Raw genomic sequence first — 14,003 nt, forward strand, 5'->3', positions numbered from 1 at the left:
ATGTTCCGATTCATGAGAAGCAAGCTGCCCGTCCTGATGTGCTTGGCGCTATTGTTCGGCTTCGTTCCGTTGCAAACGAACGGCTTCACGGCCAATGCGGCCGCTGCCGGGTATCCCGACGGCGATATTTCGTACACGTTCAACGACGGCACCGCGATGGGGTGGGGATTAGCTTGGGGCTCGCCTTGCCAAGCATCGGATGCAATTAAGTACAGCTCGGATTTGGCGGAGGGCAATAATACGGGCGCGCTCGAAGTGGACGTCAATTACGCGGGCGGCAACAACTTCGAAGATTGCAACATAGGGGTCTCCCTCGATCCCGTGAATCACGGCATCGTCGATCTGACGAATTACGAGACGATCACGTACGACGTGTTCTTTGCTATGCCGACACCGGCTGATTCGAATGACCGATGGATGAAGATCTCGACCTATATGGACGGAGGTCCCTCGGAAAATTTGAACGACTGGGATGAATTCAATATGAAGAACGTCGATAAAGTAACGATCGGCGGTCTGCAATATGCCAAAATCCACAAGACGGTTTCCCTTGCGAACGCTGCTCACAAGGCGGAGAACGGAAGATTGGTCGTTCGGCTGATCGGCGAGAACCTGGTCTATCAAGGCAAAATTTACGTGGACAACGTAGTCGTACATCATGCGGGCGGCGGAGGCGGGTCCGGCGGGTCTGCCGGCTATACGTTCAACGACGGGACGACGATGGGATGGTCCGCGGGTTGGGGCAGCTCGTTAATGTCGGTCGCGAATAGCACGTATATGGCTGAAGCAGGCAATGAAGGCGCGCTGGCCGTGAACGTTGATTTTAATGACGGCGGCTTCGACGAAGCGAACATCGAAGTGTACTTAAGCGGCAACAGCGCCCTCAAAAGCGATCTCACGAACATCGAGAAGATCACGTACGACGTATACGTTCCGAACCCTTCGCAATTCAAGGGGCAATTGAAGCTAGCGGCGGCGTTCAACGATCCGTGGATGAACGTAAGCAATCACGAGGCTTATACCCCATCCTCGCAAGAGACGGTAGTCGTTAACGGGGTCACCTTTGCGCGTATCCAGAGAACCGAACCGCTCGGCGCCATCGTCGACAAAACGGGGATCGGCAAGCTGGTCATCCGTTTGGCCGGAACGAATAGCGATTATACGGGACCGATTTTCATCGATAACGTGATACTGCGACGCTATGAGACGACTTCGATCACGAGCGATGCGCCGAAAAATAACGATCAAGTGTCCGGAAACGCTACGCTCTCGTATAACGTCAACGTGCCGGAAAGCGAGACGGTCAGCTCCGCGTCAGTCGTTACGGGATCCGGTCAAGTCGTACCGTTGGCGGATGCCGGTTCGGGCAAATTCGCCGGCGCATGGAATACGTCCGGCGAGCCGGAAGGCTTCCAGACGTTGACGGCGACGGTCGTCGCCTCGGACGGCAGCTCGTCGACCGCAACGACCGAAGTGTACGTGAAGAACAGCCCGATCGACGTCGACATTCTCACGCCAACCTTCGATTCCGAGATTGACGGCGGCTCGTACCAGGTCGCGGCTAACGTGTCGAATGGCGGAGGGCAGGCGCTGAGCGGCGTGTATCTGGAAGTGTACGGCTCCGAGCGATCGTATTACGCCAAGTCGGAGATGACCGAAGTCGGAGGCGTATATAAGGCTTTGTTAGATACGACCGCGCTTGCGGACGGCGCCTATATATTCGTAGTCAGCGCGGAAACCGACGACTACACGACGACGGACGTAACGGAAACGATCGTAACGAACGGAGACGGCGTAAGTTCGATCGTGAAGAAGCGCGGCTCGCAATTTTCGCTCGACGACCGCACGTTTTATTTTAACGGCTGGAACACGTACGACCTTGCCTTCAAGGATAACCTGACGAAGAGCAGAAACGACAAGGCCGTCGTCTATACGGCGGATAACCGGAAGATCGACCTGCTCATAAAGAAAGATACAGTCGTAACCTATCAAGAGCAGATCGACCGCGCGATGCTGGAAGCCAAGAAGCTCGGCGCTACCGTTTTCCGCACGTGGGGATTTTTCATCGAGCCTGCGAATGCGCACTCCTACTATAAGCCCGACTGGACGTTCAACGAAGCGCAGTTCGAGGAATTCGACTACTTAATGGAAAGCGCGCGGAAAAACGGCATTCGCGTAATCGTGACGCTGACGAACTATTGGGACGATATGGGGGGCATCAAGGCTTATACGGAGCACCTGGGCCTCGACAGCAAGCTGAAGTTTTTCACCGACCCGGCCGCCAAGGACATGTTCAAAGCTTATATCGATAAGTTCACCGAGCGCGTGAACACGGTTAACGGGGTTAAGTACTCCGAGGATCCCGCGCTGTTCGCTTGGGACTTAATGAACGAGCCGAGAATGGATAAGAACGACGACAGAAGCGCGGAACAAAACTTGTACGATCCGGACGGCGCGAAGCTGGGCGCATGGATCGACGAGATGTCGACGTACATCAAGAGCAAGGATCCGAACCATCTCGTCACCGCGGGCTCGGAAGGCCACGGCTACCGCAACCCGGCGGCGAATAACGAGCCGTGGGCAAGAACGGACGAAGGGAACGGCGACGATCCGATCAGCGTGCTTAACCAACCGAACGTCGATTTCGCCACGTTCCATCTATACCCTAATGCGGATTGGCTCAAATATACGCTGCACCAGGCGCAAGCTTTGATTCAAGGTTTCGTGGCGGACGCGCACGCGATCGGCAAGCCGGTCGTCATGGAAGAGTGGAACATCGAGAAGGACCTTTCGGTCAGAGACCCGAATAACGGCGACGCCGAGGTGCAGCCTAGCGATCCTACGTATAGCGCGGTCAGGCAGCAATGGTTCCGGGAAATGCTGGAGACGTTCCGGGAAGCGGGCGGTGACGGCAGCCAAGTCTGGTCGTTCGAATCGAGCGCGGCCGATGCCGGATTCAGCGTTACGTCGTACAGCCCGGCCTATGCGGCGATTAACGACAGGCCCTTTACGCTGATTTACGCGGACGAAAGCAAGAAGCTGAACGCTCTCTCGGGTCAAGCGTTTCCGGTGAATGGAGGCTCGGCACCTGTAACGGTGACGAACCCGAGTCCGGTGAAGAGCGTCGATGCTGACGCGTTGGCACGGCTGTTCGAGCAAGCCGCGACGGGCGCGGACGGATCGAAGACCGCCGCGATCAAGTTGGATACGCCGAACGGCAACAACGAATTTATGGTGGAATTGCCGACGCAGGCGTTGTCTTCGGACCGGACGGATAGACTGATCAGAATCGATAGCCCGATCGGTACCCTCATCGTTCCGGCCGACATGCTTGCCGGCTCGGGTATCCAAGGGAAGACGGTTCAATTGACCATCAAGTCCGGAGACGCGAACAACCTGGATGCCTCGGCCAAAGCGGCTGTCGGGAATAGACCCGTAGTCGAGCTTATGCTTACGGACGGAGGCAAGGTCATTCCTTGGAATAACGTTGCCGCGCCGGTAACGGTAATGATTCCTTATAAACCGACGACGGAAGAACTGGCGAACGCGGAGCATCTGACCGTCTATTATATCGATGGCGACGGACACGCGGTTCCTATGACGAGCGGACGTTACGACGCGGGCACGGGCAACGTGACGTTCAAGACGACCCACTTCAGCTCGTATGCCGTCTCTTACGTATTCAAGTCGTTCGAAGATCTTGCTGGTGCCGTATGGGCTAAACAGGCCATTGAGGTGCTCGCGTCCAAAGGCATTATAAACGGCGTATCGCTTGAACAATACCAACCGAATGCAGCGATTAAGCGGGCAGACTTCGTCGTTCTGCTGATGAAGGCGTTGGGCTTTGCCGGAACGGCAGACGCCGCGGCCAGCTTCGGCGACGTAAGCCAAGTGGATTATTATTACGAAGCGGTAAGCTTGGCTAAGCAGCTCGGAATCGTAGGCGGTACGGGGAATGGCCGATTCGATCCCAAAGCCGAAATTTCGAGGCAGGATATGATGGTCATGACCGAGAGGGCTTTGCTTAAAGCAGGCAAGCTTCGGGATGCAGACATCGGCACCGATAAGCTTCGTTCTTACGCGGACTATGGGGGAATTGCAACTTATGCGCAAGACGCCATCTCGCGCTTGGTGAACGAAGGATTGGTGTCGGGAAGCGGCGGTCGCATTCATCCTACCGGTAATACAACGCGGGCGGAAGTCGCGGTACTTATGTACAGGATTTATAAGTTATAACGAACAAGGGAAGCCCTTTGCCATCGATTGATGACAAGGGGCTTCCCTTATGGGTTGGTCGAACGGGTAAACCGTCTTCGGCGGTTAGTTGTTATAAATAATCTTTCTTAATTCATTCGTCTGCTCTTTAGGTATTGTGTAACCTTGCCCGCTATTCGCTGTATCAACGAGTAGAGCGGTTGTACCCTCTTCGTCCGCAACGTTTAATACGTATTTCTTTTGCGCGTCGTCTTCGAATGTAAGATACATGAAGAACATAGCGCCGTAGTCTAGTTCGCCATTTATTTTCGTCGCTTTCCCGATGGCTCGTTCAAATGCCCTTATTTCGTCAGCCTGTTCATGAGCCACAATCTTAGTAGAAAACGGCGGCGTCTTCATTGTCTTACAAAGCTCCGCGCATTCGAGTTTGACTTCGACGATTTCTTTGCCATCCAAAATGTTGTTTCCGCACCCTATGATTTCAAAGACGAACAAAAACAGGATGATGAGGAGCGATTTCCTTTGAATGGTGCCCACCTCTTTGAAGTTCTCTTAATAGGTTGACGTTATTAAAAGCTAGAAAGTTTCGTTATCGACTTACGGTGCCGCCATTCCCGACCTTACCGCGGCGTCGATCATGACGATCGCGCTTGCCCGGGTCATCGGTTTCTTCGGCCGGAAAGTGCCGTCGGGGAACCCTTGGATCAGGTTCTGCGCCAGCAATACCGCTACGGCACCCCAGCTCGCATCGTCAATGTCGGCGGCATCGCCGAAGCGAGCAACGTCGTCTCGAGAGAGATCGAGCCGAAGGAAAGTCGCGAGTATGAGCGCCGCTTCTTGGCGGTTTACCGCTTGTCCGGGTTTGAACGAACCGTCTTCGAAGCCGATGACATAGCCGGCTTTGACCGCCTTGGCGATGTCATCATAATACCAATCGCTCGCCTTAACGTCCGAATAGCTTACCGACGAGGTTTCGCTCAATCCGAAAGCCCTGTTCACGATCGCCGCATACTCTGCTCTGGAGATAGGCTGTTCCGGACGGAGCATTCCATCGGCATAGCCGTGCAGCCATCCGTTGTCCAGCCATTGCTTCAGCGTAGCCCAGGCCCATGACCGGCGCGCATCCTCGTACGTTTTTTGCGGAGCGGTAAAGGCGGTTAGTAGAGAAGCGATAAGGCAGCAGACGAGAAGTAAAGCGAACGATTTGTTGATCTTGCGCATAGGCATCGACGCCCCCGTGATACGTATTGGATCATATGATGCCCATTGTACGAGATCTCGCTCGCGGGTACTGTCGAACCGTAGTCTTTGATCTGCGCTACTTTCCATCGTGATATACTGATCTCAGTATCCGGGTCAGACATCATAGGGGGCGACAACGTGAAGAAGCACTTCACCGCGATCATCGTTACGATTTTATTAGTTTCAGGCGCATTAGGCGTCTTGGGTTCGGTCTATGCTAGTCCAGGGCGTACCGACGCGAACGGCGGGCATACGTGCCGCACGAACTGCGCGAAATACGGCTTGAAGGATGGGGAATACCACTATCACAACGCGGACGGATCGATTACGAAGACGCCTCCGAAGACGCCGCCGAAGGCAACCGAGCCATCGGAGACGAAACCGAGCGCGCCGCTTAAAGCGGATAAGCTCAAGCCTCCCGCGAACGGCAAGCTATCGGTTTATTTCCTGAACGTAGGGCAAGGCGATGCCACGTACATTCATACGGCGAACGGCGACGACATCTTGATCGACGGCGGCAAAAACGAAGCCGGTCCGATCGTCGTGGACTATCTTAAGCAGCTTGGCGTCAAAGATATCGAGGTGCTGATCTCCACGCACCCGGACGAGGATCACGTAGGCGGACTCGATACCGTGCTGCAGAAGCTCGTCGTTAAGAGCGTGTACGCGCCGAAAGTGTCGCATACGACGGATACGTTCAAGGACTTCCTGCTCGCCGTGAAAAACGAAGGCTTGACGATCAAGGAAGCGAAGGCGGGCGTCGCGATTCCGTTGAAGGGCGTAACGGCCAAATTCGCGGGTCCGACGAAGGCGTACGGAGACGATCTGAACGATTGGAGCGCCGTTCTGCATCTCGCATTTGGCAAAACCTCGTTCCTGTTCACCGGAGACGCCGAGGCGAAATCCGAAGCGGATATGATCGCCGCGAAGGCGACGCTTAAAGCGGACGTGCTCAAGGTGGGACACCATGGCTCGAATACGTCGACGTCGGCGGCATTCCTGAAGGCGGTCGCTCCGAAATACGCGGTCATTAGCGTCGGAGCCGGTAACACCTACGGACACCCGAAGAAGACGATACTGGATAGATTGGCGAGCGCCAAAGTTACGACGTACCGCACGGATACGAAGGGCACGGTTATGGCCGTATCGGACGGAACAAAACTGACATTCGGAACGGTGAAGTGAGATGGAACGAGGATTTATCGATCGGTTCGAGGGAGAGTTAGCGGTAATCGAGTTCGAGGGCGGACAATTCCGCGAGGTTCGCCGCGACGAATTGCCGGCAGGAGCGTCGGCGGGCGATGCGGTCATCGTACAGAATGACGGGCGTCTCTCGCTCGATCCGGAAGCTACGGCAGCGAGGAAGCGGGAAGTCCAACGGTTGATGGATGAATTGTTCGAGTAGAGAGTCTCTGAATCTCTGAATCGTTCGAATCAGCTAATCCGCTCGCGCCGATAATTCAGACTTGGCAAATCGACAGAGGCTCCGTTAGTTGCAATATAGGCAGTTACTTTGCGGATTCCGCCACATAAGCGGTTGGGTAGGTGGATTTCGTACACTTAGATTGTGCGAAAACGGCCAAACAGCGGGAATCATGAGATATAGATGTACGCTGTGCAACTAGCATATCGTGGGATCGGGACTTCGCAGAAAATAGTTGTATGAAATGCACTTTGCACTTGTCTAAATTGCTCGCAATGCCCATCCGGTTAAGGAGCAAGTCTCTCCGTTGCAAGGCGAGATTGATAAACATGTCTCTAGCTTATCCCGTTCCGTATGCAAATCAAAACAGCCTTGGCGACTCCGCCAAGGCTGTTTTAATCTGTTTATTGCTTATCGCTTCAACAACACGCGCACCCCGTAAGGCTCAATTACGATATGCCCATCGTGAGACTCATCATTCAGAGCATCGACGTACGCCTCAGCGCCCGGCAAAGCTACGCTAGCCTCTTCGTTGTTGTGATTGAGCAGCATGACGTATTCGCGACCGTCGACCGTTCTCTCGATCGCTTCGACGCCATCGTATCGCCGAGACAAGCTTCGGCGGACGCCTTCTCGCTCCGTAATCAGGCTCATCAGACGGCTCAGGGCATCGTCGTCCAAGTCGCACCCGACATAGTACACGTTGCCTTTGCCGTAAGGATGGACCGTTACGGCCGGCGTGTCTTTGTAGTAGTGGCTGCCGTACTCGGCCAGCGTTTGCGCGCCGTTCGATTTCAGTACGTCGCACCACACCGAAGCCGTTCCTTCGCCGAAATCGCCTTGTACGCGAACGGTTCTCCCGAAGTTTACCGAGTCGTACTCTTCGAGCTCGACGCCCGCCATATCGCGGAACAAGCCGGGGAGCGTCAACGTAGTCATCCGGTTGTTCCACGTTCGCGTGCCGGAGCGGAAAGTGATAAGTAGAGCACCTCCGCCGGCGACATAAGCTTTGCACTTATCCGCGATCGCTTCCGTCATCAGGTTGAAGGCCGGCATGAGCACCAGCTTGTAAGGGGTGAAATCTACATCGACGCTAGTGACGTCCATACCGACGTGATGGCCGGCGACGGCTCGATAATAAGCATCAAGCAGCACGTTGTAATTGAAATTCAGATTGTGCGGCTGCGCGCGATGACTCCAAACGTTGTCGTAACTTTTGATAAGAGCGACGTCATTACGATTTTCCGCGTTAACGAACAACGCCGAAAGCTTCGCGATTTCTTGGCCCGTTTGCGCGATTTCCCGATAACGTCTGCGGCCGATTCCGTCATGATCGAGAATACCGTGCCAATATTGTTCGATGCCTACCGTGCAAGCGCGCCAACGGAAGTAGACCATTCCCTCGGCGCCGTGCGCGATGGCTTGGTATGTCCAGAGCCTTAACTGGCCGGGCTCCGGCGTATCGCCCATCGCATGCCAACCGCAAGGGCCGCTCTGCTGCTCCATCATCCAGAAGTTCCGCCCCTTGATGCCGCGCATCAGATCGTGAGCCATCGCGACGCTAAGCGGAGCGGATTTGCCCCACATATTGTTCGGATAGTTGTCCCAGCTAACGAAATCAAGGTCCTTACCCAAATCGAAATAATCCAGCTCGCTATGCGCCATGTAGTTGTGAGTGATCGGCAACGGACTGTACGCGCGGATTTCGTCAATTTGCAGACGTTGATAGTCCACGGTAGAGTCGGAAAAGAACCGTTGATAGTCGAGCTGCAAGCCCGGATTATGATTGTGTGGCGTAGACAGCAGATTGCTTGAGCCGCCGCTTTGGCTGAAGCCGTCGCTGGCGGAGTAAACCGGCAAGATGATCTCTTCCCAGCTTCGGTAAGTCTGGCTCCAGAATACGGTTCCCCATTCCTCGTTCAGCTTGTCGATCGTGCCGTATTTGTTCTGCAGCCAGCTCCGGAAAGCGATCAAGTCGCTTTGGCAGTAGCAGGCGCCGCCGAATTCGTTGTCGATCTGCCATGCCACGACGTCCGCATTCCCTTCGTAATGCGCGGCCATCGCCCTTGATATCTTCCGGCTATGCTCGCGATACACGGGATGGTTAGGGCAATAATGTCTGCGCGTACCGAACCCTTTCGTTAATCCGTAGACGTCGACAGGATACATGTCCGGATGCTTGTCCATCAACCATTTGGGCGCCGCGGCCGTCGGCGTTCCGAGCACGATCCGAATACCTTCTGCCACCAGCACCTTAATCGCCCGGTCCAACCACGAGAAATCGTATTCGCCCTCTTCCGGTTCCAAGCGGGACCAAGCGAATTCCGCCAATCTTACGATATTAATATTAGCCTCGCGCATCATGCGGGCATCGACGGCCCATCGTTCCTCCGGCCAGTGCTCCGGGTAATAATCTACGCCAAAATACATCGGATATACCCACCTTTTTCCTCTAGGTATGTTACTATTATGTTCAAGATCGATTGATGGCTTCATTGTAATCAAGGTAACGACTAGCGGTAAATGCTACGATTTTGATAGTCGTATTAATATTATGCTATTTGAGGGGGATGGGCGTGCGGGTGAACCATTTTCTCGCGCCGCCTCGATTTGATCGCTATACGTGCTATCCGGAGTCGTTCGGCCACTACTACGACGATCCTTCGCATAGCGAGAGGCGAGCCGCGGGACAGATCGACTGCTATAACCTGCACATCGTGTACGGGGGAAAAGGTTATTTGCGGATCGGAGATCGACTCGTGGCGCTAGAGGCAGGGACGGGGTTCCTTTACGGTCCCGGCGTCGAACAGAGCTATTATGCGGAGCCGTCGGATCCTTGGGACATTCGGTGGGTTCATTTTCAGGGGACCGGGGTCGGAAAGTTGTTGCAGGGCAAAGGCGAAGAGGGGGTATGGACGTTCTCTTGGAGGAACGCCGATGCCATGCTTGAGCTATGGCAGGAGTTGCTCGGTCACGGAGTTCCTTCGCTGACCGGCGGGGAAGCGCGGCTATCGGCGCTTCTATACGAAATACTCGCCTTGCTTGTACAGAACGCGGAGGACGAACAAGGGCAACAGGCCGCGGGAAGAAGAAACAGCGTCATAGAGGCGGCGGAATGGATTCGCTCGCATAGCGGGCAACCGCTTACGCTCGAACAGATGGCGAACGAGGCAGACTGCAGCGTCTCTCACTTCAGCAGGCAGTTCCATCGGCTCATAGGCAAAACGCCGATCGAGTTCTTAACGGAATGCCGAATCGTGCAAGCCAAGATCATGCTCGTGTCGACGAAGCTTCCCGTTAACGTCGTTGCGGACAAAGTCGGCTTTGCAAGCAGTGCTTATTTCATCCGGCGCTTTCGCCTGCTGGAGGGCGTTACGCCCGAGCAATTCCGGCGAATCCGCGGCGGATGAAGACGCCCCGCCCAACAGCGCGCGACGCGCAATAGGGCAGGGCGTTCCTTTTTACATTTATCCCCTTACAACCCAAGCTTCTGCCCTTTCTCCAGTCGCAAAATTTGCTGCTCCCCGGTATCCGCCAGCTCCCGGAACTGGTTGATCGTCTCGCGCATTTTCGGCAACGCTTCCTGCTTGTAGGTGCTAATAGAGTCGAGCGCCGACAGCACGTCGGTGAACGCCTGCTTCAACGTGTCTACGGAAATGCTAGTCTCCAGAGATTGCTTCTGGATGGCGGCGCCCTGGTCTTTCAGCATTCTCGAGGTGCCGCTGATGAGCGCGTCGGTCGTCTGGTTGAGTAGCTCGATCTTCTTCAGCACGATCCGTTGATTGTAGAGGGCGCTCGCTACCGTGACGGAGATTTTCAAAGCGGACACCGTGACGTTCCGTGCCCGGTCGACCCCGCGGATCAGCTCCTTGTTGTTGCGCATAACGACTTCGATCGCCATAATGCCCTGCTGGTTGACGACGAGCATTTGCTGCAGATCCATCACGCGCTGACGCAGCGGGAACAGCACCTCTTCAGTAATGAACCGGATTTTATCCTCGGATTCGCTTCGCGTTCTAGCCGCTTCGATCTGCGTTTCGATTTCCGTGTCCATCATCGCGCCGAGCTGAATTTCCTTCTGCAGCCTCTTGGTAAGCTCCCGTAGCGCCTGCTGCTCGAATTCGAGCGTCGTGTTGTCGTTTTTGAGCACGATTTTGCCCTTGTCGAGAGAGGCGATAATGTCCGAGATGACGGAGTCGGCTTTCTGATATTTCGCGAAGTAACTGCGAAGCGGGTTGAAAAACTTGCCCAGCACGCCCCGTTTGGCAAAATCGACGGTGCTCGGGTCCAGGTCCTTCAATTGCTGATGCAGCGCGGTTAACCCTTTGGCGACTTGGCCGCCTTCGTCGCCCGTTTTGGACAAATTGCCTACGGATACGCGCAAGAGAGAGTTCTTTTCCGAGGACGATTTCATGGAGTTGATTCCGAAGCTATCGATGGATTGCAGAATTTCTTTGCGCTTCTCCGTCTGCTCGAGATTCAAATCCAAGATGGAAGACACGTTGTTCTTGGCGAGCGCTTGCAACTGCGCCACTTCTTCGGGCACGGGCTTAACTTCCTCTTCGATGACCGTCTTCAGCTTCTCCGGGTTTACGACTTCCATAGTGAACGACATGCGAACCCCTCCGTATCGTAGCCTCGTCCTTACATTTGCACGTTGAGCAGATTGCCGATTTTGTACACGACGTCGTCCGTATCCGCGTTAATGCTCGCAGCCTCGTTGATACTAGAAATGCTTTGAAGAGCTTGGATATTCGCGTTGTAGCCGATCGTGTAGATCGGAATTTTGTACGTCTCGATGAGCGACCGGATATCGTCGAGCGAATTTCCTTTGTTCGTTTCCCCGTCGCTAAGCACGAAAATAAGCGGTTTAACGCCTGGATTGGCGGCCAACTCGTCTTGCAGCAGCTTGATGGCGACTACGACTCCGTCGAACGTGGCCGTTCCTCCGCCGGCTTGCAGGCTGTCGATCGCGCCGACGAACAACGACTGCTGATTCGTGTCGTACGTCCCGATTGGGACGTTGATCGTAACGCTATCGGAGTAGGATACAAAGCCGATCCGATTGTCTCTGCCTAGGAACTTCTGCCCGTTGAGAAGCGATTCTTTCAGCCGTTTGAGAGGATCGCCCTCCATGCTGCCCGACACGTCGGCCACGAAGACGGCGGATATCGGCTTGTTTCCGTTTTTCTTCTCCTTCCATAGCTTTTGCGCGGAGGCGAGAAGACTGCCGTCGACGGGCTTAAGCTCCGAATGGTAATCCTCTAGCCCATTAAAGCCCCTGGTCTTGGCGAGATCTTGGTATTGGGGTTGCCGGACGAACTCCGCGAATTTGTTAATAATGTCGAGCTTTTCTTGAGAGAGTTGGCCTAAGGCATATAGCGGACTGTCGTGTCTAACGCCGAACGGCGTGAAAATATAGCTATCCTCCAGCTCCGGCGCGTTGACGAACGTCTGGTATTCCAGGACGAACGCGTCGAGCATGCCCGTCTTCGCCGCGTCGCGCATTTGCAACGTCGTGGAGGCGAGGAAGGGGACGTTCGCTTGGAAACGCTCGAAGCCTTTGACCGCATCGTCCCCGAGAATATCGGCGCTGTCGAAGGTCGAGAGGGCGGTTACGAGAAAATTAAGCCCCGTCGAGCTGGCGAACGGATCGGTGTATCCCATGGCGAGCTCGTTATCGGCGATCGCGTCCGTAATCGTCTTCACGTTCACGGCGCCGTACTTATCGACAAGCGCTTTATATTTGTCCTTCTGAATAACGATGCCGGCCACGTTGCCGGCAAGGCGTTCGGCGATTAGTTGAATGGAGGTGCCTTGCGCCTTCACCATCTCGCCCCACAGCTCGTTTGAAGGCGTGAACGCATCGGGGACGTATTTGCCGGATCGGATATAATCCGTGGCCGTGCCCGAAGCGATATTGCGAATTTTGACCGATACGGCTTTGCCGTTCACTTCGATGCCGGCCTCGTTGAAGGCGGTCGCGACTTCGTTCAACCAGCCGTCGTTGCCCGTGCCGGACTTCTCCGTGGAAGAGAAAATTTCCACGTAAGTGTCGGTAGTCGCGTCTACCGATATCGTATACTTGGCGATGTCGGGTAGGGAGTCGCCGACGGTGGCGGGATCGAGATCGATTTGCCCCTTGATCGGGTCGGCGGACGATACGTCGATGTGGCGATACAGTTTATCCAACCTTTTGGCCGCGTCCTCCGCGGTCGTCTGCGTGTCCGTTTTCCCCCAATCGGACGTCAATCGGATGCCGTAATACACGAGAGCGAACACGATTGCCGCGATAACGACGAGCACCGCGAACGCTTTGCCCTTGTTCTCCATACGTATCCCCCATCAGGTTTTATAAAATTTCGTCTGCTGTATCAAGGCGTCGATCTCTTTCATGCCGGGCATCGCTTCTATTGATTTGAAATCCGCGCTGTCGAGACGGGAGATTTCGAGAAGCAGCTTGTCGAGCTTGAGCAGGATTTCTTCGTTCGCCATGGCCGATCCGGACACGTATGTTATGTACGCCTGGTAAAGATCCGTTCGTTCCTTAACGAGGGCGTTGGACCATTGCGCGGGCTTCGGCGCTCCGGTGAATTTGTCGTATTCCGAAGCGTCGAACACGATAAGCTTATTCAATATCCCGCGGATATTCAGATAGAATAGGTGGTTAACCTCGTGAATGACGGTGCTGAATCTCGTGTAGCTTAACTCTTTGGGATCGAACCTTTGGCTTAACATGTCGAACAAGGCGGATTTCTTCTTCTCCATGCGATCAACTTGGTCTATGGCTAGCGCAATGTCGGACTTTACGGCTTTTACGTTCTTGTACCTCCGAAGCGCATCTATATAATCCTCTGGGGTAATGATGTCGCGAACGGTCGCGCGGACGGGAGCCTTAAGCAATAGACCGTAGCTCCCGTAGAACAATACCAATACGCTCATAAATACAAGAGTTACGCTAGACGCGGTCTCGAGGACGTTGCCGCCCCCGATCCGGATTCCAATTAATCCCGGAGACAGCACGATCACGTCGAGAAGCACGACGCCGACCATTAGTCCAAGCAGCTTCATTATGCGATTCAACGCGATCGCCTCCATTGCTTGGCATTTGGCTCCATTACAA

At 54.7% G+C, this 14,003-nt stretch carries 10 protein-coding genes; 4 read left to right on the forward strand and 6 right to left on the reverse strand.

The features are described 5' to 3' along the window. Entirely contained in the window at positions 1-4,236 is a 4,236-nt protein-coding gene (locus ACFPQ4_RS09850) for an S-layer homology domain-containing protein (RefSeq protein WP_378111654.1), read from the forward strand. A gap of 84 nt (positions 4,237-4,320) precedes the next feature. Here ACFPQ4_RS09850 and ACFPQ4_RS09855 read toward each other — a convergent pair whose 3' ends face one another. Together ACFPQ4_RS09855 and ACFPQ4_RS09860 are read right to left on the reverse strand one after the other, a co-directional pair. After that, the gene (locus ACFPQ4_RS09855; protein ID WP_378111655.1) at positions 4,321-4,752 is read right to left on the reverse strand and encodes a YhfM domain-containing protein; all 432 of its coding nucleotides are present in this window, start codon (positions 4,750-4,752) and stop codon (positions 4,321-4,323) included. Between the two features lie 60 nt (positions 4,753-4,812). Continuing rightward, entirely contained in the window at positions 4,813-5,436 is a 624-nt protein-coding gene (locus ACFPQ4_RS09860) for an S-layer homology domain-containing protein (protein ID WP_378111656.1), read from the reverse strand. 159 nt (positions 5,437-5,595) lie between these two features. Here ACFPQ4_RS09860 and ACFPQ4_RS09865 point away from each other — a divergent pair, with 159 nt between their 5' ends. Together ACFPQ4_RS09865 and ACFPQ4_RS09870 are read left to right on the forward strand one after the other, a co-directional pair. Then, on the forward strand, positions 5,596-6,642 hold the full coding sequence (locus ACFPQ4_RS09865) for an MBL fold metallo-hydrolase (protein ID WP_378111657.1): 1,047 nt from the start codon (positions 5,596-5,598) through the stop codon (positions 6,640-6,642). A gap of 1 nt (position 6,643) precedes the next feature. After that, entirely contained in the window at positions 6,644-6,862 is a 219-nt protein-coding gene (locus ACFPQ4_RS09870) for a DUF3006 domain-containing protein (RefSeq protein ID WP_378111658.1), read from the forward strand. A 429-nt stretch (positions 6,863-7,291) separates the two neighbouring features. On the opposite strand, the gene ACFPQ4_RS09875 is transcribed toward ACFPQ4_RS09870, so the two are convergent. Continuing rightward, positions 7,292-9,310, reverse strand: a complete 2,019-nt coding sequence (locus tag ACFPQ4_RS09875; RefSeq protein WP_378111659.1) for a beta-galactosidase — start codon at positions 9,308-9,310, stop codon at positions 7,292-7,294. Between the two features lie 152 nt (positions 9,311-9,462). On the opposite strand from ACFPQ4_RS09875, the gene ACFPQ4_RS09880 reads away from it, so the two are divergent. Then, a complete protein-coding gene (locus ACFPQ4_RS09880; protein ID WP_378111661.1) occupies positions 9,463-10,290 on the forward strand; it encodes a helix-turn-helix transcriptional regulator in 828 nt (275 codons plus the stop codon). Positions 10,291-10,355: 65 nt separating this feature from the next. Here the strand turns inward: ACFPQ4_RS09880 and ACFPQ4_RS09885 are convergent, their stop codons facing one another. Genes ACFPQ4_RS09885 through ACFPQ4_RS09895 form a run of 3 tightly spaced genes read right to left on the reverse strand, consistent with a single transcriptional unit; the run spans position 10,356 to position 13,963 of the window. Next, positions 10,356-11,495, reverse strand: a complete 1,140-nt coding sequence (locus ACFPQ4_RS09885) for a toxic anion resistance protein (protein ID WP_378111662.1) — start codon at positions 11,493-11,495, stop codon at positions 10,356-10,358. A gap of 29 nt (positions 11,496-11,524) precedes the next feature. After that, positions 11,525-13,213: a vWA domain-containing protein gene (locus ACFPQ4_RS09890; protein ID WP_378111663.1), complete on the reverse strand. Its 1,689-nt coding sequence runs from the start codon at positions 13,211-13,213 to the stop codon at positions 11,525-11,527. A gap of 12 nt (positions 13,214-13,225) precedes the next feature. After that, the gene (locus ACFPQ4_RS09895; protein ID WP_378111664.1) at positions 13,226-13,963 is read right to left on the reverse strand and encodes a hypothetical protein; all 738 of its coding nucleotides are present in this window, start codon (positions 13,961-13,963) and stop codon (positions 13,226-13,228) included. Between the last annotated feature and the right edge of the window lie 40 nt (positions 13,964-14,003).

The sequence above is a fragment of the Cohnella yongneupensis genome (assembly GCF_042655785.1).
GTDB classification, from domain to species: Bacteria; Bacillota; Bacilli; order Paenibacillales; family Paenibacillaceae; genus Cohnella; species Cohnella yongneupensis.

Coding starts and splice junctions, on each gene's coding strand:
- ACFPQ4_RS09850 (WP_378111654.1), top strand. CDS start 1: ATGTTCCGATTCATGAGAAGCAAGCTGCCCGTCCTGATGTGCTTGGCG.
- ACFPQ4_RS09860 (WP_378111656.1), bottom strand. CDS start 5,436: ATGCGCAAGATCAACAAATCGTTCGCTTTACTTCTCGTCTGCTGCCTT.
- ACFPQ4_RS09875 (WP_378111659.1), bottom strand. CDS start 9,310: ATGTATTTTGGCGTAGATTATTACCCGGAGCACTGGCCGGAGGAACGA.
- ACFPQ4_RS09870 (WP_378111658.1), top strand. CDS start 6,644: ATGGAACGAGGATTTATCGATCGGTTCGAGGGAGAGTTAGCGGTAATC.
- ACFPQ4_RS09890 (WP_378111663.1), bottom strand. CDS start 13,213: ATGGAGAACAAGGGCAAAGCGTTCGCGGTGCTCGTCGTTATCGCGGCA.
- ACFPQ4_RS09885 (WP_378111662.1), bottom strand. CDS start 11,495: ATGTCGTTCACTATGGAAGTCGTAAACCCGGAGAAGCTGAAGACGGTC.